Annotated in this window: 18 protein-coding genes; 13 read left to right on the top strand and 5 right to left on the bottom strand. The window is 35.9% G+C overall.

The genetic code is table 11. From position 1 onward, the window contains the following. Positions 1–52 precede the first annotated feature (52 nt). The 5 genes from OEV98_RS15580 to OEV98_RS15560 all read left to right on the top strand — a co-directional run bounded on the left by OEV98_RS15580 (position 53) and on the right by OEV98_RS15560 (position 6,666). Complete coding sequence (locus OEV98_RS15580; protein ID WP_263074284.1) at positions 53–1,672, top strand: ABC-F family ATP-binding cassette domain-containing protein; 1,620 nt, start codon at positions 53–55, stop codon at positions 1,670–1,672. Positions 1,673–2,280: 608 nt separating this feature from the next. Next, entirely contained in the window at positions 2,281–3,480 is a 1,200-nt protein-coding gene (locus tag OEV98_RS15575; RefSeq protein WP_263074283.1) for a saccharopine dehydrogenase family protein, read from the top strand. Continuing rightward, positions 3,480–4,607, top strand: coding sequence for a carboxynorspermidine decarboxylase (gene nspC / locus OEV98_RS15570; RefSeq protein WP_263074282.1), 1,128 nt, complete (start codon positions 3,480–3,482; stop codon positions 4,605–4,607). Before OEV98_RS15575 ends, nspC begins: the two co-directional genes overlap by 1 nt. A gap of 177 nt (positions 4,608–4,784) precedes the next feature. Then, entirely contained in the window at positions 4,785–5,813 is a 1,029-nt protein-coding gene (locus OEV98_RS15565; protein WP_263074281.1) for a threonine aldolase family protein, read from the top strand. A gap of 172 nt (positions 5,814–5,985) precedes the next feature. Continuing rightward, complete coding sequence (locus OEV98_RS15560) at positions 5,986–6,666, top strand: NAD(P)H-dependent oxidoreductase (RefSeq protein ID WP_263074280.1); 681 nt, start codon at positions 5,986–5,988, stop codon at positions 6,664–6,666. Positions 6,667–6,934: 268 nt separating this feature from the next. Here OEV98_RS15560 and OEV98_RS15555 read toward each other — a convergent pair whose 3' ends face one another. Beyond that, on the bottom strand, positions 6,935–7,462 hold the full coding sequence (locus tag OEV98_RS15555; protein WP_263074279.1) for a GrpB family protein: 528 nt from the start codon (positions 7,460–7,462) through the stop codon (positions 6,935–6,937). 262 nt (positions 7,463–7,724) lie between these two features. Here OEV98_RS15555 and OEV98_RS15550 point away from each other — a divergent pair, with 262 nt between their 5' ends. Next, a complete protein-coding gene (locus OEV98_RS15550; protein ID WP_263074278.1) occupies positions 7,725–10,523 on the top strand; it encodes a bifunctional diguanylate cyclase/phosphodiesterase in 2,799 nt (932 codons plus the stop codon). Between the two features lie 75 nt (positions 10,524–10,598). Here OEV98_RS15550 and OEV98_RS15545 read toward each other — a convergent pair whose 3' ends face one another. Then, a complete protein-coding gene (locus tag OEV98_RS15545) occupies positions 10,599–10,736 on the bottom strand; it encodes a hypothetical protein (protein ID WP_263074277.1) in 138 nt (45 codons plus the stop codon). Positions 10,737–10,972: 236 nt separating this feature from the next. Between OEV98_RS15545 and OEV98_RS15540 the strand changes: the two genes are divergently transcribed. From OEV98_RS15540 to OEV98_RS15530, 3 genes are all read left to right on the top strand, one after another. Continuing rightward, positions 10,973–11,557 carry a TetR/AcrR family transcriptional regulator gene (locus OEV98_RS15540; protein ID WP_263074276.1) on the top strand — a complete coding sequence of 195 codons (585 nt, stop codon included), beginning with the start codon at positions 10,973–10,975 and terminating at the stop codon, positions 11,555–11,557. 65 nt (positions 11,558–11,622) lie between these two features. Continuing rightward, a complete protein-coding gene (locus OEV98_RS15535; protein WP_263074275.1) occupies positions 11,623–13,833 on the top strand; it encodes a YhgE/Pip domain-containing protein in 2,211 nt (736 codons plus the stop codon). Between the two features lie 951 nt (positions 13,834–14,784). Further along, on the top strand, positions 14,785–16,029 hold the full coding sequence (locus tag OEV98_RS15530; protein ID WP_263074274.1) for an aminopeptidase: 1,245 nt from the start codon (positions 14,785–14,787) through the stop codon (positions 16,027–16,029). Positions 16,030–16,103: 74 nt separating this feature from the next. Here OEV98_RS15530 and OEV98_RS15525 read toward each other — a convergent pair whose 3' ends face one another. Continuing rightward, a complete protein-coding gene (locus OEV98_RS15525) occupies positions 16,104–16,541 on the bottom strand; it encodes a GNAT family N-acetyltransferase (RefSeq protein ID WP_263074273.1) in 438 nt (145 codons plus the stop codon). A 128-nt stretch (positions 16,542–16,669) separates the two neighbouring features. On the opposite strand from OEV98_RS15525, the gene OEV98_RS15520 reads away from it, so the two are divergent. Both OEV98_RS15520 and OEV98_RS15515 read left to right on the top strand, forming a co-directional pair. Beyond that, a complete protein-coding gene (locus OEV98_RS15520; RefSeq protein ID WP_263074309.1) occupies positions 16,670–17,164 on the top strand; it encodes a GNAT family N-acetyltransferase in 495 nt (164 codons plus the stop codon). A 27-nt stretch (positions 17,165–17,191) separates the two neighbouring features. Next, on the top strand, positions 17,192–17,674 hold the full coding sequence (locus tag OEV98_RS15515) for a DUF4825 domain-containing protein (RefSeq protein ID WP_263074272.1): 483 nt from the start codon (positions 17,192–17,194) through the stop codon (positions 17,672–17,674). Between the two features lie 108 nt (positions 17,675–17,782). Here the strand turns inward: OEV98_RS15515 and OEV98_RS15510 are convergent, their stop codons facing one another. After that, positions 17,783–18,301, bottom strand: a complete 519-nt coding sequence (locus OEV98_RS15510) for a nucleoside 2-deoxyribosyltransferase (RefSeq protein WP_263074271.1) — start codon at positions 18,299–18,301, stop codon at positions 17,783–17,785. A 136-nt stretch (positions 18,302–18,437) separates the two neighbouring features. Between OEV98_RS15510 and OEV98_RS15505 the strand changes: the two genes are divergently transcribed. Then, positions 18,438–19,274 carry a DODA-type extradiol aromatic ring-opening family dioxygenase gene (locus tag OEV98_RS15505; protein ID WP_263074270.1) on the top strand — a complete coding sequence of 279 codons (837 nt, stop codon included), beginning with the start codon at positions 18,438–18,440 and terminating at the stop codon, positions 19,272–19,274. A gap of 83 nt (positions 19,275–19,357) precedes the next feature. Here OEV98_RS15505 and OEV98_RS15500 read toward each other — a convergent pair whose 3' ends face one another. Beyond that, positions 19,358–20,791, bottom strand: coding sequence for an alanine/glycine:cation symporter family protein (locus tag OEV98_RS15500; RefSeq protein ID WP_263074269.1), 1,434 nt, complete (start codon positions 20,789–20,791; stop codon positions 19,358–19,360). A gap of 528 nt (positions 20,792–21,319) precedes the next feature. On the opposite strand from OEV98_RS15500, the gene OEV98_RS15495 reads away from it, so the two are divergent. Next, complete coding sequence (locus tag OEV98_RS15495) at positions 21,320–21,454, top strand: hypothetical protein (protein ID WP_263074268.1); 135 nt, start codon at positions 21,320–21,322, stop codon at positions 21,452–21,454. Positions 21,455–21,487 lie beyond the last annotated feature (33 nt).

Below are 21,487 nucleotides of genomic sequence, written 5' to 3'. Positions count from 1 at the left end.
GCTTCAATTAATGGTATAATTAATAGATATTTTGTTCTTGGAGGATTTTATTATGATTACAGTAAGTAACGTCAGTTTAAGATATGGCGACCGCAAGTTGTTTGAAGATGTAAATATTAAATTTACTCCTGGGAATTGCTACGGTCTTATTGGTGCTAATGGTGCCGGGAAATCTACGTTTTTGAAAATTTTATCTGGGGATATTGAAGCACAGACAGGGAATGTATCACTTGGACCAAATGAACGACTAGCTGTGTTGAAACAAAACCATTTTGAATATGAAGACTTCCAAGTGTTAACGACCGTTATTATGGGGCATGCGAGACTATACCAAATAATGCAGGAAAAAGATGCTATCTATATGAAAGAAAACTTTACCGATGAAGATGGTATGAAAGCTGCAGAACTAGAAGGGGAGTTTGCAGAACTTAACGGTTGGGAGGCAGAATCCGAAGCAGCCATCCTGTTAAAAGGTTTAGGTATTGATGAAGACCTTCATGAGAAAAAGATGGCAGATCTATCAGGTGCTGAAAAAGTGAAGGTATTGCTTGCACAAGCATTATTCGGCAAGCCAGATGTACTTCTACTTGACGAGCCTACTAACCATCTAGACATTCAAGCAATTCAATGGCTTGAGGAATTTTTAATTAACTTTGAAAATACTGTTATTGTCGTATCGCATGACCGTCATTTCTTAAATAAAGTATGTACACATATTGCGGATCTTGATTACGGAAAAATCCAAATTTATGTAGGTAACTATGATTTTTGGTATGAGTCCAGTCAATTAGCGGCAAAAATGGCGTCAGATGCGAATAAGAAAAAAGAAGAAAAAATTAAGGAGCTGCAAAGCTTTATTGCAAGATTTAGTGCGAATGCATCAAAATCAAAACAAGCAACATCTCGTAAAAAGTTACTAGATAAAATTACATTAGATGACATCCGTCCATCTTCTCGTCGCTATCCATATGTTGGCTTTACACCAGAACGCGAAATCGGAAATGATTTACTACGTGTCGAAGGATTAACAAAAACAATCGATGGCGTAAAAGTACTAGATAATATTAGTTTTACGATGAATAAAGATGACAAAATTGCGGTTGTTGGTATGAATGAGCTTGCCAAAACAACACTTTTTAAAATTTTGATGGGTGAATTAGAAGCAGATAGTGGCTCTTATAAATGGGGAATCACTACTTCACAAGCATATTTTCCTAAGGACAACTCCGAGTTCTTTGAAAATAGTGACCTTACATTAGTAGATTGGTTGCGTCAATTCTCACCGAAGGATGAAAGTGAAAGCTTCTTAAGAGGATTTTTAGGAAGAATGCTATTCTCAGGGGAAGAAGTATTGAAAAAAGCAAGTGTACTTTCCGGAGGAGAGAAAGTTCGCTGTATGCTTTCAAAAATGATGCTAAGTGGTGCGAATGTACTAATACTAGATGAACCAACAAACCATTTAGACTTAGAATCCATCACAGCTGTAAATAACGGACTAATCAATTTCAAAGGATCCATCCTGTTTACATCACATGACCATCAATTCATTCAAACTATCGCAAACCGAATTCTAGAAATTACACCAAATGGTCTAGTTGATAAACAAATGACCTATGACGAATATTTAGGAAATAACGATCTACAAAAACAAATCGCAGCAATGTACGCGTAACAGAAAAAGGATATCCAGCGGAAATTGGATATCCTTTTTCTATGGACCTATATTTGCATATGGAGGGCATTTAAGAAAAAAATAAAATAATTTCATAGAAATTTGTTATTTTTTATTGAAATTTTCATAGGAACTTGGTAATATGAACTAGTTGTTAATTTGGAAAGCAAATATTCAAGAGATAGAGTCTTTCCAAGCAGATAATTTTGACCTCCTCATCTTGAGGGAAATTAGGCAACGGTGTGCCTGGTCAAATGCCGATTGGCAACTTTGGTTGCCTTATTGATTGAGTTAAAAGCTCAAATTTTATAAGTTGGTTACTTTACAACCAGTGCAAATGCATATCAACTTGTGAAACGGTCAATAAGAGTAGTAAAAGTAATTATTTGCTATATAGACTCTAAATGGTCAATGATATACTTGAATATTAAAAAGCTTTTTTTCCATAGATTATTTGAATGTTATGGCAGAAGCATATCCCTGAATAAGTTCAGGTTTATCCTTACGCTTTTTTAATATTATTTTATATCGAAGCAAGTGATACGCAACGAGCGCGTGATGCACTTGCTTTTTTATTTGGAAAATTTTAGATGATAGGAGATAGAATAATGGGAAAAGCACTTGTTATTGGAGCTGGCGGCGTAGCATCTGTTGCCATTCACAAAATGGTACAAAATAGCGAAGTATTCGAGGAAATTTGTATTGCAAGCCGTACGAAAGCGAAATGTGATGCATTAAAAGAAAAATTGGATGGTGGCAAAACAAAAATTACAACTGCACAAGTAGATGCAAACAATGTAGAGGAATTAATTGCATTAATCGAAGCAGTAAAACCAGATATTGTCGTAAACTTAGCATTACCATACCAAGATTTAGCAATTATGGATGCATGTCTTGCAACAAAAACACATTATTTAGATACTGCAAACTATGAGCCAGAAGATACTGCAAAATTTGAATACAGCTGGCAATGGGCGTACCGTGAGCGTTTTGAAGAAGCTGGAATTACTGCATTATTAGGAAGCGGTTTTGATCCAGGCGTAACAAGTGTATTCTCTGCCTATGCATTAAAGCATCATTTTGATGAAATAGAATACATAGATATTCTAGACTGTAACGCAGGGGATCACGGCTATCCATTTGCTACAAACTTCAACCCTGAAATCAATATTCGTGAAGTATCTGCTAACGGTAGTTATTGGGAAAACGGTCAATGGGTAGAAACTAAACCAATGGAAATTAAACGTGTCTACAACTTCCCAGAAGTTGGTGAAAAGGATATGTACTTGTTGCACCATGAAGAGATTGAATCACTAGCATTGAACATTCCTGGCGTGAAGAGAATTCGTTTCTTCATGACATTTGGTCAAAGCTATTTAACACATTTAAAAGCACTAGAAAATGTTGGAATGACTTCCATTGAACCAATCGAATTTGAAGGAAAGCAAATTATTCCATTACAATTTTTAAAAGCAGTCCTACCTGATCCAGCATCTCTTGGACCACGTACAAAAGGAAAAACGAATATTGGCGTTATTTTCCGTGGAAAAAAAGATGGAAAAGAGAAGACTTACTACCTATATAATGTTTGTGATCATGAAGAATGTTATCGTGAAGTTGGTTCACAAGCAGTTTCTTACACAACAGGTGTACCTGCCATGATAGGTGCCATGATGATTTTAACAGGAAAATGGAACAAAGCTGGAGTTTACAATATGGAAGAGTTTGATCCAGATCCATTCATGGAAGCTCTAAACAAATGGGGACTTCCTTGGAAAGAAAGCTTTGATCCGGAGTTAGTGGACTAATGCGATTCAATGATTTACCAACGCCAAGCTTTGTTGTAGATGAAAATCTACTAGAGAAAAATCTGAAAATCCTAAACGGTGTCATGGAACGAACAGGATGTAAGATTATTTTGGCACAAAAGGCATTCTCAATGTTTGCTACCTATCCGCTAATTGGTGAATATTTAAGCGGTACAACAGCAAGTGGTTTATATGAAGCTCGTCTAGGCTATGAAGAAATGGGGAAAGAGAATCATGTCTTTGCTCCAGCCTACCGTGAAGATGAAATTGATGAAATTATCGCCCTTTGTGATCATATTATTTTTAATTCCTTTTCTCAGCTTGAGAGATTTGGAGAAAGAGTGATAACGGCTGGAAAAAAAATTGGGCTCCGCATCAATCCAGAACACTCGACACAGGAAGGTCATGAAATTTATGATCCTTGTGCTCCTGGCTCGAGATTTGGTGTAACCGAGAAAAATTTCCGACCAGATTTATTAGCTAATGTGTCTGGCTTACATTTCCATACGCTTTGCCAGCAAGATGCAGATGATTTAGCAACAACATTGGATGCCGTAGAAGAAAAATTTGGCCAATGGCTACCACAAATGGAATGGATTAATTTTGGTGGTGGACATCATATTACACGAGAAGGCTACAATATCCCGTTATTAGAAAACTGTATTAAACGGATGCAAGATAAGTATAATTTGAAGGTTTATTTAGAGCCAGGCGAGGCAATCGCATTAAATGCAGGTTATTTGGTAACTAGTGTGCTAGATACTGTCAACAATGGTATCGACATTGCGATTCTTGATACATCGGCAACTTGTCATATGCCAGATGTATTAGAAATGCCTTATCGCCCGCCGTTACTTGAATCTGGCGAACCAGGGGAAAAACCATATACGTATCGACTTGGCGGGCAAACGTGCCTTGCTGGTGACGTAATTGGAGATTATTCCTTTGATAAGCCACTATCCTATGGTGATCGTCTTGTTTTTGGAGATATGGCAATTTATTCGATGGTAAAAACGAATACCTTCAATGGAATGGCGTTACCTACGATTGCACTTCAAGATAAAAATGGCGACTGCCATATTGTAAAGAAATTCGGCTATCAAGATTTTAAAGCACGACTTTCATAATTTCAAAATAATATAAAACGATTATTAGCCTCAAAAAATGTTGGATTGCTCCCATTTTTGAGGCTTTTGTATGAGGAAAAATATTTTTTGAGGAAAACGCTATCAATAGAAAGTTGACCCAATTTTCATAGAAAATAGTGATATAATGGCAAAAAAAGGTTATCTGGAGGTTACGAAATGTACAGCTTTAAGAATGACTATAGTGAGGGTGCACATCCAAGTATTTTACAAGCATTAGTAGAAACCAATTTAGTACAGGAAAATGGCTATGGAGAAGATCAATATTCAGTAAAAGCAATCGAATTAATTAAACAAAGTGTGCGAAATTCTAATGTCGCGGTGCATTTATTAACTGGCGGTACGCAAACGAATCTTGTTGCGATTGCTGCCTTTTTGCGCCCACATGAAGCTGCTATCTCTGCAACAAGCGGTCATATTTTTACCCATGAAACAGGCTCAATTGAGGCAACTGGTCATAAAGTCATTTCCATTGACACAGTTGATGGAAAACTAACACCTGCACATGTTCAAGCAGTATTAGAAGCACATGAGGATGAGCATATGGTGAAGCCGAAACTTGTCTATATTTCTAATTCAACCGAAATTGGAACATTATACCGTAAACAAGAGCTTATGGAGCTGAAACAATTTTGTGAAGCACATCATTTATTTTTATTTATGGATGGCGCACGCCTTGGCTCTGCATTATGTTCGGAGGAAAATGACGTAAGTTTGCATGACCTACCAAGTTTAGTTGATGCTTTCTATATTGGCGGGACAAAAAATGGTGCATTAATTGGTGAGGCATTAGTTATTTGTCGCGATCATTTAAAGGAAGATTTTCGTTTTTATATGAAGCAAAGGGGGGCACTTCTTGCAAAAGGAAGATTGCTAGGGATTCAATTTATGGAGTTATTTAAAGATAACTTATTCTTTGAATTGGCAACCCATGCGAATACGATGGCTGCAAAGCTAAAGCGAGGTTTACGTGAAGCAAACCTATCATTTTTAACCGAATCCTCGACCAATCAAATTTTTCCGATTTTGCCAAATGATACAATTGTAGAACTTCAAAAAAATTATGCATTTTTAGTTTGGGGAAAAGTAGATGAAACCCATTCTTCGATCCGGTTAGTAACATCATGGGCAACGAAAGAAGAAACCGTTACAGCCTTTCTTGAAGATTTGAAAAAACTAGTAAAATAATTCAACGTACACATAAAAATTCTGCGCAAATAATGGTGCAAGCAGAATTCTTTTTTTCTTTTTGCAAAAACGATAAAATGCTTTTGTATGAAATAATCCTTTTCATATTTATTCATGTACCAGGAGAAAGTATAAGAATAAGTATACGATCATACATAAGGGAGTGATAATTATGGAGGAAAAAGTAATTAAAAGAAAAGAAATATTAGCAGCCTTTCAATTTCGTCATGCGACAAAAGCATTTGATCCAAATAAAAAAATTTCCGATGAGGATTTTCAATTAATTTTAGAAGCGGCGAGATTGTCGCCAAGCTCCTGTGGATATGAACCATGGAAATTCCTTGTAATTCAAAAGCCAGAGCTAAGAGAGGAAATTCGAAAGCATGCTTGGGGAGCTCAAGGTCAGGCACCTACCGCAAGTCATTTTGTTGTGATTCTCGCACGAACAATGATGGATGTAAAATATGATTCCGAATATGTACGTAATCAAATGATCAACGTACACGGATTTCCTCCTGAGGTGTTTGAAGCGATTCAGGGCAGATACAAAACTTTCCAAGAGCATGATTTAAAGCTTTTAGAAAGTGAAAGAACAATGCTCGATTGGGCTAGCAAGCAAACGTATATTGCATTAGCTAATATGATGACAACCGCCGCATTACTAGGGATTGATTCCTGTCCAATGGAAGGCTTTGATATGGAGAAAATCCAAGAAATTTTGACAAGAGAAGATTTGTTAGAAAATGGACGCTTAGCTGTATCGGTAATGGTTGCCTTTGGTTATCGAGCAAATGATCCAAAAAGACCAAAAACAAGAAAATCCATTCAGGATATTGTGCAGTGGATAGAGTAATAACGAAGGGGCTGGGGCTTGCTTTTAAGGCAAGTTCCAGCTAATTAAAATAGTGATACAGATGAAAAATCAACCAAACGATTATGCTGTTTTCTAAAGGATTGTTTTTATTTCATGAGATAGAATTATTAAATGAGCCGCAGTTAGCCTCGTCGCTCACCGAATCGATGCGCGAAGTGTATTCAGTTTGCTCTCTTTTTAGAACAAGCAAATCTATACGAAAACAGATAACTAGTAATATAGCAATTGTACTTTTTTATAGAAATCGTTATTCGTATTTTCCTACATTCGTGTTTTTGTACCAGGCAATTGCTCTGTTTTCCATTTCTGATACGAATGCCTTTTTCGCAGGACTATAATCCTGTGTCATTTCGTATTGATTTGCTAATATTTCTTTAAATTCACTGTATTTCCGAACTTCTTCTGGATGTTCGAGAAGATAATCCCGGAAAATAAGATGCCGTTCAATCTCGGGATTGCCTTCTTGGTAAAAATGGAGATGGTGGGTTCGATTTTCTCCACCTTTACGGAATAGTCTCCTTCCGCTAATTCCCCATTCGCCAGCAACCTCATAGGATAAAGCCTTCATCCGTTCATTATATAAATCCACTTTTTCAATTTCTTTTACGATACATATTATATCGATCACCGGTTTTGCTTTCATCCCTGGTACCGCAGTACTACCAAAGTGTTCAAAGGCAACAATATCATCTTCGAAAATGGATTTTAGCTCGTATACTTCTTCTGCAAAGCTCGTTGCCCATTTTTGTGTATAGTCCGTAAGTCTAATTTTCATCTGTTTTTCCCCCTCATGATTTCATTTTTCCGAATGTAGCTTTTTCTATGATAGCAAATAAAACAAACGAACAACAGATGTGAACGTAAAAGGAGTACCAATGAATGCATTGTATACATATGAAAATAAAGGATAAATTTTCTAGTAATATACTACTGTACAGATTAGGTTTTTTATTAGAAAATGGTTAAATAGCCATATTTTAAGCTTCTTTAATTTTAAGGAAGCAAAACGGATTTTATAACAACGTTAGGTGGGGAATATGGATAATCAACTAGAAAACGTTAGAAATAAAGTCGATACATTATATCCATTATTTCGCATGTTATCAGACGGAATATTGGTCGTTGATCAACTTGGAATTATTATATATATGAATACGAAGGCGGAAATGATATTTCGCAAAAAAATTGAGGATGTAATTGGAAAAGCAATTTCCTTACTTATACCAAACCTCACGAGTTTCTTTGGAAATGAAATGGAGCAAAATATGCTAGGAGTTAGAGAAAACCAACAGCTATTTCCATTGTTTATTCAAACTCAGACTCTTACGATAGAAGACGAGAAATATACGGTTATTTTAGTGAAGGAATTAATAGAAGCAGAAAATAATCAAAAAGTTGATTTGCTAGAAGGAATGGCTAATACATTAGAAAATATAAAATTTTCGGTTGATGAAATAACGATTATTGATGTCGCCGATGCTAATGGAATCATTTCCTTTGTGAATCAAAGGTTTTGTAGTCTATCAAAATACCAATCAGAGGAATTGATCGGGAATAGTTATCAAATGCTTAACTCTGGTTATCATGAAAAAGCATATTTTCAAGATTTATGGGAGACGATTCGAAAGGGCGAAATATGGAAGGGAGAAATTTGTAATCGAGCAAAGGATGGCACGCTTTACTGGGAGGAAACTACAATTTTTCCTTTTATGGATGCAGATAATAAGCCATATCAATATGTTGCTGTCCGAATGGATATAACAGAACGCGTCCTTATGGAACAGCATCTTCAATCCAAAATGCAGATTGATTTTGTAACGACAATGATGAATCTCCAAAATGGGATATTTAAAATGGAGAAAAATGCTAAAGGTAATATAGTTTATACTATGTCAGAAGGTAAGCTAATGGCTGACATTGCTGCGACATCGGATGTCCTTTTGAATCATACACCAAAAGATGTATTCCCTAAGGAAATAGCGGAGCTTAAACAAATCCATTATGAGGAAGCCTTTAAAGGAAACCGTGCCAATTATGAGGTGGAACTAAATGGCAAGCATTTATATGTCGATGTCATTCCGATTGTTAAAAATAATGTTGTAACTGAAATCGTGGGAACAGTCCATGACATTTCTGAGCTACGATCCATCCAACAAAAGCTAAAAATTAATCAACAACATTATCAATCGCTCTTTGATCATAGTCCAGATTATGTCATTATTTATAATAAACTAGGTCAAATTATTGATATGAATCCAAAAGCTATGGAGCTTTTTGAACTAACAAAAGAGACGATGGGGTATTATACCTATGCAGACTTTAATACAGAAGAGAATACGAAAATTTACGGTTCTTACTTTGAAATGGCTGTTCAAGGAAATCCGCAAAATTTTGAAATAGAATTAATTAACCAAAGCGTAATTGGTCAGGATCGATTTTTTACTATTATTTTTTTCCCGATTATTATTGATGAAGAGATAAAAGGGGTTTATTCGGTTGGGAAAGATATTAGCGAGCAAAAAAGAATTCAAGAAACGAATGCATATTTAGCACATCATGACGAATTAACGGATTTACCAAATAGACGATGGATTGAGCAAAAATTGAATGAATCATTACAAGAGGCAAAACAGAAGAATCACCATTTAGCTGTCATGTTTATTGATTTGGATCGGTTTAAATATATCAATGACACGCTAGGACATCTAATCGGAGATCGTTTTCTTGAGCAAATAGCTTTACGCTTGCTGAAAAGTATCGATAAGGAAAAACAATATGCCGCCCGATTAGGTGGCGATGAATTTATGGTGCTTTTTCCAAAACTTGAAGACCAAAAGGAGCCTGTTACCATTGCTCGCAAACTGCTAGAGAATTTAGCAAATCCGATTTATGTAGAGCAATATGAACTATTTGTCTCTGCAAGTATTGGAATTAGTACTTTTCCAGCTGGAGGAACGACAGCGGTGGATTTAATGAAAAAAGCAGATATTGCCCTTTATCATGCAAAGGAACAAGGGAGGAATATGTATCAAATTTATTCTCGTTCAATGGATAAACGAGATTATCACTCCTTCCTTTTAGAAAGAGATTTGCGTAAAGCGTTACTGAAGGACGAGCTTGTCGTACATTTGCAGCCAAGAGTAAATACAAAAACAGGAAGAATAGTCGGGGCAGAGGCATTAGTCCGCTGGATGCATCCACAGCTTGGATTAATTGCTCCTTGTGAATTTATTCCACTAGCAGAGGAAAGTGGATTAATTATTCCACTCGGAAAATGGATGAAACGAAAAGTATGTGAGCTACTTGACAATTGGAGGAATAGAGGAATACCGTTAATTCCAATCGGGGTGAATATTAGTTCGCAACGCTTTTTGCAAAAGGATTTTTCGAAGGAAGTTCGGAGCTTGTTAGAAGAATATCAGCTCGATGGAAAATGGTTAGAGCTTGAGATTACCGAAAACTCAATAATGAAAAACGAAGAATATATTTTGGAAACCCTTCGCGAGTTAAAGGCACTCGGTATTAAAATTTATATCGATGATTTTGGTACAGGCTATTCATCCTTTCATTATTTAAAAACATTTAAACTAGATGGAATTAAAATTGACCAATCCTTCGTTCAAAATTTATCCTGTCAATCAGAAAATGCGGAGATTACGATTGCGATGATCAAAATGGCAAAGCATTTAAAAATGGATGTAATTGCCGAAGGCGTAGAAACAGAAGAAGAGCTTGCCTTTTTACTAGAGCAAAATTGCTTCCATGTACAAGGATATTTATTCGGTAAGCCATGTGCAATTGATGAATTTGAGAAATGCTATTTAACGACAGTATAATCTGTCTTTCCAATAGATGTTGAAATTTGCAAAAGGATGACTCGTGGATTAACGAGTCATCCTTTCACTTTTTTATTAATAATCATCTGTTTTATCGGTTTGTTCCTTAATATTTCTTTTGTTTCCTTTACTACTGTCGCCACTAATAGGGGATGCTCCATGTAAATGTGGAGAATTTTGATTTTTGCTACCTTTATTCGGACTTTTTGTCATGTCAAGAAAACTCCTTTCCCTCGGGTTTAATAAAAGTTTTTCCTTTTTCCCATTTCTTATGATGAAAAGTTACAGAAATTTTCTTGCGTATCACTGTTCCGATGAAATAACATTTTTTGGAAAGAAAAAGATAGAAAAAATAAAGAAAAAAGACGTGACAATTACATGAAAGTTTGCTATGATTCCTAATGTACTTAATGACCAAAATGTTCAAATAGTCATTTTGGAGGTGAATTATGACTGTAGTCGATCGAAAACAATTAATTATTGATGCTGCAACGAAATCATTTTCTTTATTTGGTTACAAGGCAACGACAATGGACCAAGTATCGAAAATAGCCAATGTAGGAAAAGGGACGATTTATACCTTTTTTGTAAATAAAGAAGAGCTATTTAAAGAAATTGTGGGTAAGCTAATTGAAGATATGATAAAAAAGGCAAATAGCACGATAGACCCAGAAAAATCTTTTTCTGAAAATCTTCACTATGTGCTATATGAAATTTTGCAATTTCGTCGCCAGCATCAGTTAATGATTAAACTTATTCAGGAAGAGCAAGAAATGAAAACTCCAGCTGTAAGTGACATGCTACAGGAAATTGAGGATGCAATTGTTTCCTTTATTTCAGAGAATATTAGCATTGCGATAAAGAAGCAGTATATTAAACAATGCAATCCAGAATTAACTGCATTTGTCGCGTTCCGGTTGTATATAAGTTTAATTAGTGATTGGGAAAAGCATCATCAACCGTTAGAAAAGGAAGAGATAGCCGATCTATTTGAATTATATTTTATTAAAGGATTGTCAAAGGAAAATGGATAATCCTACTTTTTTTCACTTTATTGACCAAATGAACAAAGTGGTCAATTAGAATTAGGAGGTAGCAGATGTTTACAAAAGAATGGAAGGCTATTTTTACAAACAAGAAATTACTCATTTCCATCATTGCAATATTATTTATACCACTTATGTATGCAGGAATGTTCATCTATGCGTTTTGGAACCCATATGGTCATTTAGAAAATTTGCCTGTTGCGATCATCAATAATGATAAAGGTGCCGAATTAAACGGGGAAGAGCTTCAATTAGGTAAAGAATTAGTAGAAAATTTACAGGAAGAAAATAATTTTGATTACTATTTGGTCGATGAAAAAACAGGATATGATAAATTAGAAAACAAAGATTATTATATGCTCATTGAAATTCCAGCCAATTTCTCGGAAAATGCGACAACCATTATGGATGAGCAGCCAAAAAAACTTGCGCTTAATTATATTCCGAATGAGGGATTTAACTTTTTAGCATCTCAAATTGGGAATTCTGCAGTAAATGAAATCAAAGCTTCCTTGCAAGAAAATGTAACGGAAACATACGCAGAAACCATTTTTGACAATTTAATGAAAATGGCCGATGGATTCCAATCAGCAAATGACGCATCAGAGGAATTACTTAATGGTGCCGAAAGTCTTGATGAGGGTACCGGAACATTGAAGGAAAACTTAGCATTGCTTGCAGAAAACCAAGTTACGTTCTCCGAAGGAACATCGACATTGGTATCTGGCAGTAAAGAATTGGCTAGTGGTGTGCAATCATTACATGATGGCCTTGGACAGCTTACCGATGCTAGTTCCCAGTTAGTGGATGGTGCCAATACAGCCAAGTCAGGGGCAACAGACTTGAAGGATGGAATCAATCAAGTAGATGCTGGATTAGCTACTTTAGAAGATAAGCTGGAAGCAGCTGTTGCTGGTAGTAATCAACTTGAAGCGGGCTCGCAACAATTAGCAGATGGTCTTCACCAGCTTCAAGCTGGAACAGATGAAGCCTCCCAAGGTGCAACAGAAGTAAAAAATGGTGTGGCGACATTACAGCAACAATTAGCACCACTTATTGCGAGCCTTCCAGAGGAAAATCAAGCAGCACTTAATGCAGCACTTCAACAATTGTCTGAAGGAACGGCAGCACTTGAAGCAGGAAATCAACAAATTGCTTCTTCCACTACTGTGTTAGCGGATGGTGCAACAGATCTTTCTACAAATATTAGTACATTATCCGATGGTCAAATCGCATTAAAGAATGGTGTATCTGAGCTTCATAATGGCTCTAGCCAATTAAAAACCGGTGTAGATCAGCTATTAACTGGGCAAAATCAGCTAGCATCAGGATTACAAACATTTTCCAATAAATTAATGGAAGCATATAGCGGTAGTGATAAATTACTTACCGGAGCAGAAGGATTAACGAGTGGGGCAGAAAAATTAGAATCTGGTTCCACTGAATTAGCGGATGGATCAAATAAACTAGCGAATGGTGCTACCGAGCTTAAAGAAGGAACAGAGGAATTAACAGATGGTGCATCAGAATTTCATGATCAGTTAAACGATGCAGCAAAAGATTCCGAGGATGTGAATCCTAATGAAAGTACCTATAATATGTTTGCCAACCCAGTAGATTTGAATAAGGATGCAATAAATGAGGTACCGAACTATGGAACTGGATTTACACCATATTTCTTATCACTTGCCTTATTCGTAGGTGCATTAACATTCACTGTAATCTTCCAGGTACGTGATCCTCAAGGAGTTCCAAAAACTGCTTTCTCCTGGTTCTTAAGCAAAACAAGTGTTTTTGTCATCGTTGGGATAATTCAAGCACTACTTGCTTCTGGGCTATTGTTAGTCGTAATGGATTTACAGGTGAAAAGTGTACCGTTATTTATCGGATTTTCGATTATTACGAGCCTTACCTTTATCGCCATCATTCAATTGTTGACGACAACAATGGATAATCCAGGAAGATTTCTTGCGATTATCATCTTAATTCTACAATTAACAGGAAGTGCAGGTACGTTCCCACTAGAATTAATTCCGGAGCCACTACAAGCAATCAACCATTTCTTACCAATGGCGTATTCCATTAGTGGATTTAAGGAAGTAATTACAAATGGCAATTTCAGCGTCATGTGGTCTAATGCCACTGTATTACTTTCTGTAATGGTAGTATGTTTTGTATTGACAGCCATCTATTTTGTATTTAAATTTAAGAAAACATATAAAGCTGGGAATGTTCTTTTACCAGAAGGAACTGAAGAAAGCTAATATATAATAAAAAAGAGGGGATAGGAGGTACACCAAAATTTACCTTTTGGGGTGCAATACTATACCCTTCTTTTTTATTATGAATATTTGTGGGAGAAACAAAACCAACTTGCTAAGAAGGTGGGGAAAATTGGTCAACCTAATAGCTCATTTTCCTTTTGAGAGTATTTATCAACGGGATTTTGGCAAGAGATTAGGTTCATTTTCCTTTAGAAACCTTTCATCCACGGGATTTTTGGAAGAGAATAGGTTCATTTTCCTTTAGATGGCACTTCTCAAAAGGATTTTAGCTCGATTATGGGCACACTTTCCTTTAGAATGCATCTCTCAAAAGGATTTCAGCAAGAAAATAAGCTTGCTTTCCGTTAGAAAGTATTTATCAAAAGGATTTCGGCACGAAAATAAACATCCTTTCCTTTAGAAAGCATCTCTCAAAAGGATTTCAGCCAGAAAATAAGCTTGCTTTCCTTTAGAAAGTACTTATCAAAAGGATTTCAGCCAGAAAATAAGCTTGCTTTCCGTTAGAAAGCACCCCTCAACAGGATTTCAGCCAGAAATAAACACCGTTTCTTTTAGAAAGCACCCCTCAACAGGATTTCAGCCAGAAAATAAACACCGTTTCTTTTAGAAAGCACCCCTCAAAAGGATTTCAGCCAGAAAATAAACACCCTTTCCTTTAGAAAGCATCAACTGAACAACTGGCTCTTCTTTCCTTTATACTTTTTCGTGCATTCTGTCTGCTCAACAATAATAATTCATATCAACAATGTATTGGAAACCTTTGATACTAAAATTAACGAAGGACGAACAATCTAAGAGTAGGGCTTTATTTTTCAGTAAAAAATAAAGCCACGCTACATTGAAAATTTCCATCATTCATAATTAAAAACTTGCAGAAATCAAAATACTATGATGATATAGTATAGTACATAAAAAAATGGGGGTATCAGAATGGTTCTACCAAATTTTCAAGAAAACTTACAAAAATACGCAAAACTATTAGTAGCTAAGGGCATTAATGTTCAACCTGGTGATTGGGTGAAAATGACAATTGCAGTTGATCAAGCTCCTTTAGCTCGATTAGTAACGAAAGAAGCATACGCATTAGGTGCGGAAAAAGTAATTGTGAAATGGTCTGATGATGCAATTAGCAAACTACATTATCTTCATCAACCAGAAGAAGTACTTACGGATATTCCAGAATATGAAATACAAGAAGTGGAAGACCATGTATTAAATCATAAAGTTTCTCGTCTTTCCATTATTTCAAGTGATCCTGGATTATTAAATGATGTCGATCCAACGAAGATTGCTGCTTATCAAAAAGTAGCATCGAAAGCATTTAAAGCACAGCTTACGGCAACACAAAATGATGAATTGAAATGGACAGTTGCTGCAGCTGCAGGGGCTGGTTGGGCTGCAAAAGTATTCCCTGATTTAGCTACTACAGAGGAGCAAGTAGATGCCCTATGGGATCAAATCTTCAAAACTTGCCGTGTATATGCAGATGATCCAATTGCTGTTTGGGATGAACATAAAAAAACATTGAATGCAAAAGCAGCAATTTTAAATGACATTCAATTCGATTCCCTACACTACAGCGCTCCTGGTACAGATTTAACTTTAGGATTACCGAAAAATCATATTTGGGCGTGTGCAGAAAGCTATAATCCAAAAGGCGAAGAATTTATCGCGAACATGCCAACGGAAGAGGTTTTCACTGCCCCTGATACACACCGTATGGAAGGTGTTGTCCGCAGCACAAAACCATTAAGCTATGCAGGTACATTAATTGAAGGTATTGAAGTTCATTTTAAAGATGGAAAAATCGTTGAAATTAGTGCGGAAAAAGGCGACGAAGCAATAAAAAAATTAGTATTTGAAAATGAAGGTGGTACTGGATTAGGGGAAGTAGCATTAGTACCAGACCCATCCCCAATTTCTCAATCAGGTATTACATTCTTTAATACATTATTTGACGAAAATGCTTCCAATCACTTAGCAATCGGTGCAGCATATCCAACCACTATTCAAGGTGGAACGAAAATGAGTGAAGAAGAATTATTGAAAAATGGGATGAACACATCAAATGTGCATGTCGACTTTATGATTGGATCTAAAGATATGAATATCGATGGAATTAAGCAAGATGGTACAATTGTTCCTATCTTCCGTAATGGTGATTGGGCGATTTAGTTTTAAAACACATGAAAAAAATAGGCAGCCTTCATTGGTTGCCTATTTTTGTTTATTGAATTTGTGATAGCGGGTTATTTAGCGCTAGCTAATATTTCTTCACTCGACTTCCGAAATCCATAAAAGCTCCGAAATCCTATGTCTTCATAGAATGAACGGGAAGTATTGCTTGCGAGTAATTCAATTCTTGTGCTAGGATAAATATTATGTACATAATGTAGAAGTTTTTTCCCTAAGCCCAATCCACGATAGTTTTTATCGATAAGCAATTCACAAATAAATAACGTGATACGGGTATCCGTTAATCCTCGAATATAACCAATTACTTCCTGCGCCTCATTTACAATAACAAATGCTATATTTGAGTTTTCCCAAGCTTCTTTTGTAAGTAACTGTTTTTCTACTAAATTAGACCAGCCTTCTTCTTTGTTTAATGATTGTATCTCAGGGAAATCTTTTTGTTCATAGGAGCGAATAAATACCTTATTGTTATTTTTCAGTACAATTCCCATCGTAAAATTCCTTTCTTAGCTTTTGCAAAATTTCCTTTATTTTATCATATTATTTCCGTTTATCTAAATGGTAGATTCCGATTATGTGTAATATGATAAACTTTGAGATAAAAAGGGGGGAAGTGATAATAATGATTAGATCTATATCTGTAACGGATGCAGAACGTTTTTTAGCGCTTAGTAAGAAAATAGATGAGTCTGGCTATATGCTGTATGAGCCTGGAGAGAGACAAACTACCGTTGAACAACAGACTAAATCAATCGAACGAATTTTATCAGAAAAGAATAACAAGTTTTTAGTTGCTGAAGTAGATAATAAATTGGTTGGGTTTATGCTAGCATTAGGTGGCCGTTTAAAGCGTAATCAACATAGTGCCTATCTTGTCCTAGGCGTTTTAGAAGAATATCAAGGGAAAGGGATTGCGACGAGGTTATTCCAGCAAGTTTTCACATGGGCAAAAGAAGTAGGAATTTTAAGATTGGAACTTACAGTAATCAAGGACAATTTCAAGGCATTTAATTTATATAGAAAAATGGGCTTTGTTTTAGAAGGGGAAAAGGTCCATTCCTTAATAAGGAACGGGAAGCCTGTTAATGAGTATTATCTATATAAGCTGCTCTAAAATCCATCATTATAGGAGAACATTTTTATGACTAAAATAAAAATCGCTGTTTATCTATTGTTTAGTTTTATGAGTTTGCTTGTTCTAAATGGTTGTCATGCAAATAATACTAAAATGGATTTGTTTCAATATAAAGATTCTTACGTTGGAGACAACAGTGCAGTAATCAATATAGCTAATCATTTACAAGGTGCGAACCATCTAACATCGATAGAGCTTGAAACAAAACAGGAGCCATATGGAATTAAGTTACTGTATGATTGGAATCAATCGGATGTAAAGGAAAGAGAAATCGTTCTGTACAATGCAACCTATTTATTTTCATTGATACAAAATGTGGACTGGATAACCTTTTCCTTTAGCAGTGGGGTTGAATATACAATAACGAAAGAGAATCTCCAGCAAGGCTACGGAAAAGATGTAAGCAAAATTGACAAGGAGGATGAGTTAGCAAAGCTTCTACAGAAAACGTTAGAAGATGAAAAGAGGTTCGATCAGTTTTTTCCGTAAGCTGTAACTATTTATATTGTATAAATAGTAAAAAACAGAGGAGAATAGATTGAACCTCTGTTTTTGTCCATCATTAAGAAACTTCTCATTAAAGCAACTAGTAAATAACTAGGCTTTTGTCACCAACTTTGTCTGTTTTGCATATGCCAAAATCGCTTGATTTAGTGAATCGATATCAGAATAAATCCCACCAGATTTTTTGATTTTGCCAACGACATACAGGTTGCGGTACACAAATTGATTTTCAGTTCCATCTGCAATTAATGCAGCGATTTTTTGTTGATTTTCTCTGCCTTGTTGTCTTGTATCCGTGAACAGACCAAATACTTTCTTGCCTAATGTAGTAGCAACACCGATTTCACAGGCTACACCAGAATCAATTTCGACGCCATCCATAACAGCAATCATAAAATCGGTCTCGTTTAAATAGGCATCATCGCCATCGGCAATCATTTCACTACTTGCAAAACTATTTTTGTCGTTTATTGCCAAATTCTCTTGTGGTAAATAAAGTTCCACATCCAAGTCGTTTTCCTTAAATAATAGTCTAAGTTTTTCTGCTACTAAAGAATTCAGAAGGCGATCACCTAATCCAAATAATCCGTTTGCTAAATATCCTTTTATCATTATGTATCCTCCACTAGTTGATTGAGCTTACAAACTAATAGTAAAAGATTCATTTTGTTTTTACAATATTAGAAAAGGAAATATCTGTGTTTCTGTCGAATTTAGTAGGAAACGAAAATGGAAAGAGTGAGGGAAGATGAATCCTTTTGTATTTGCTTGTATAACTCCACATGGAGGAGAAATAATTCCAGAATTAAGTGGTTCGATTCCGGAGAGAATGAAGCTTACGCGGGATAGTATGGTTCGACTCGGGAAGAAAATGACGGATGCCAACCCGGAAACGATTATTGTCTTGACACCGCATGGAACGAGAATCGATGGCTTCTTTTCTGTCACGAACAGTGAGCGGATGTTTGGCTATTTAGAGGAAAATGATGGATATTTTGAATTAGAACGAATAGTCGATCGAGAATTAGCGGTTGCGATTACAAAAAATGCCCAAGCAAAGCAAATTCCAATTGCTTCGATTAATTATGGTACAGCAGGTGGACCGATATCCTGTTTACCATTGGATTGGGGATGTATTGTTCCGTTATCGTTCATGCCGGATGTTCCAATTGTTGTCATTAACCCATCTAGGGAGCTACCATTTGAAAGCCATCTTGCTTTAGGAAAAGTAATTTGTGAAGTAGTCGAAAAAAGCGAAAAACGAGTAGCATTGATTGCGAGCTGTGACTGGTCCCATGCTCATGATCCGGAAGGGCCATATGGGTATGATCCTGCAGCAAAAATTTTAGATGAAGAGGTAGTTGGACTGATTCGTTCAAATGAATTGGAAAAGATGGCAGAATTAGATTCAGAATTGATTGACGCAGCTAAACCGGATGGCATTTGGCAAACTTTGATTCTTGCAGGTGCCATACGTAAGGAACAGCGACAAATTCATTTATATTCCTACGAGGTACCGACCTATTTTGGACTTATTTGTGCAGAAATTGATTCATTTTGTGATGGGGATAGTGAATTACAATAATACATATAAAAAGTGCTAGGAGTTTAGTTATCTCCTAGCACTTTCCTTGTCGTGGATACTACATATTTATTCGTAGGATATTTTTATGAACCAGAAACCTTTTCCTCTGCATGATGTTCCTCATCCCAGCATTCTACATCGCCAATATTTGGGACATTTTTCTTATAGAACACAGGATCTTTTCCTTGTTTTCGCTGATTCATGTAGTCTTGGATAACTGGTTTGGCAACCTTCCAAAGTAATAGGATAGCTACTAAGTTAATGAGTGCCATGATTGCCATAAATAGGTCCGCTAAATCCCATACAAGTTGGACTTTAGCAACAGAACCGAACAGAACGAATGCGACAACAAAAATACGGAAAACAAGTAATCCAGTTTTGGATTCTTTAATAAAGCCAATATTCGTTTCCCCGTAGTAATAGTTACCGATAACAGTACTATAGGCAAACATAAAAACACCAATCGCTAAAGCAATTCCAGACCAGCTGCCTAAATTATCTACTAATGATAATTGTGTTAAGTTAACCGAAGCGGCATTTCCTTGTAGGTAAGCATCACTTAGTAAGACAATCGCTGCAGTAGCGGTACAAACTAATAACGTATCAATAAATACACCTAATGTTTGAATTAATCCTTGCTTCACAGGGTGGGATACAGAAGCGGTTGCTGCTGCATTTGGCGCTGAACCAATACCTGCTTCGTTCGAGAATAATCCACGTTTGATTCCGTTCATAATCGCAGCACCGATCATTCCGGCAAATGCCTCTTCAAAACCAAAGGCAGATTTAAAAATAAGTGCGATAACACCAGGAAGCTCGGTAATATTTAATATAACAACCACTAATGCAATCGCAATATACATAATTGCCATAACAGGGACAAGAATTTGAGTAACCCCAACAATCCGTTTTAATCCACCGAATACGATAATACCGGTTATGACGGATAAAATAATCCCAACAACTAAACGGTTGAAACCAAAGCTTTCTTCAAAAGCAATCGTAATGGTATTTGCTTGAACGGCGTTAAACACAAACCCATAGGTAAAGATAATGACAACTGCAAATAGGATACCCATCCATCGTTTTTTCAGTCCCTTTTCCATATAATAGGCAGGACCGCCACGATACATTTTTCCATCTTTTACTTTATATACTTGTGCTAGCGTACTTTCAATTAATGAGGATGCCCCGCCAATTAATGCTATCATCCACATCCAAAATACAGCACCAGGTCCACCAAGCGCGATCGCTGTTGCGACACCGGCGATATTACCAGTTCCGATTCGGGAAGCGGCAGAAACAGTGAACGCCTGAAAGGAGGATATACCCTTTTTACCAGAACGATCAATGGTTGCCTTCTCGGTAAGCAGGCGGAACATTTCCGGAATCAAACGAAACTGTGCAAATCTCGTTTTAAACGTAAAAAATAAACCAACACCAATTAAAACGATGATCAATACTTTAGAATAGAAGAAAGTATTAATATTATTTATTATGCCATCTAACCAATTCAAAAAAATTCCTCCTCTTCTAATAAAATGAACAATGAATAATACTTTTACGTGCGTTTCACTAGATTCATTGTTTAAAAATTCCTTTATTCATTATCATTCGATACCCATTTCATAAAAAAGAAAAACGAGAACAAGTTTTATTATTTCAATATAACGAAATAATAAAAGATAATTCTCTTTTATTATGATAGAACAGATGACTGTTCAAAATATTATGTTGTAAAATTTGAAAATAAATAGTTATGAGTGGGAAATCGTTCATTTATTTTTGGGGGTATAAATGATTTATTTCAGCTTTTAAGTACTAAGTAAAATAGTAACGAAAAATATTATATTTGTAAAGTAATCGGTGAAAAATACCAATTAATGAGCAGACGGAACGTAGAAACAAATATGTCAATCCTAAAAAAAATACAGCTGTCTGGAATGGGAGGAAAGGTAAAAAAATTTTATAAATAGTGCACACATTTCCACTTCCTACATATATTAATTTCTGTGTGAGATTAAGGATGGAAGGAAGAATGGATGATGAGTAACAACCGAGTGGTAACAATCAGCAAGGATACGAAAATTTCGACGTCTGGATTTAAAGTAGTGGAGGTAAATGTATCCAATCCTGTGGACCATTTATATGCTGTATGTACACCAATCAAAATGAAATAAAGTATTAATTTTCTAAAGGAAGGAGCCATCTTT

The organism is Perspicuibacillus lycopersici (assembly GCF_025660475.1).
Classification (GTDB): domain Bacteria; phylum Bacillota; class Bacilli; order Bacillales; family Caldibacillaceae; genus Perspicuibacillus; species Perspicuibacillus lycopersici.
This window is presented reverse-complemented; position numbering and strand designations above follow the sequence as displayed.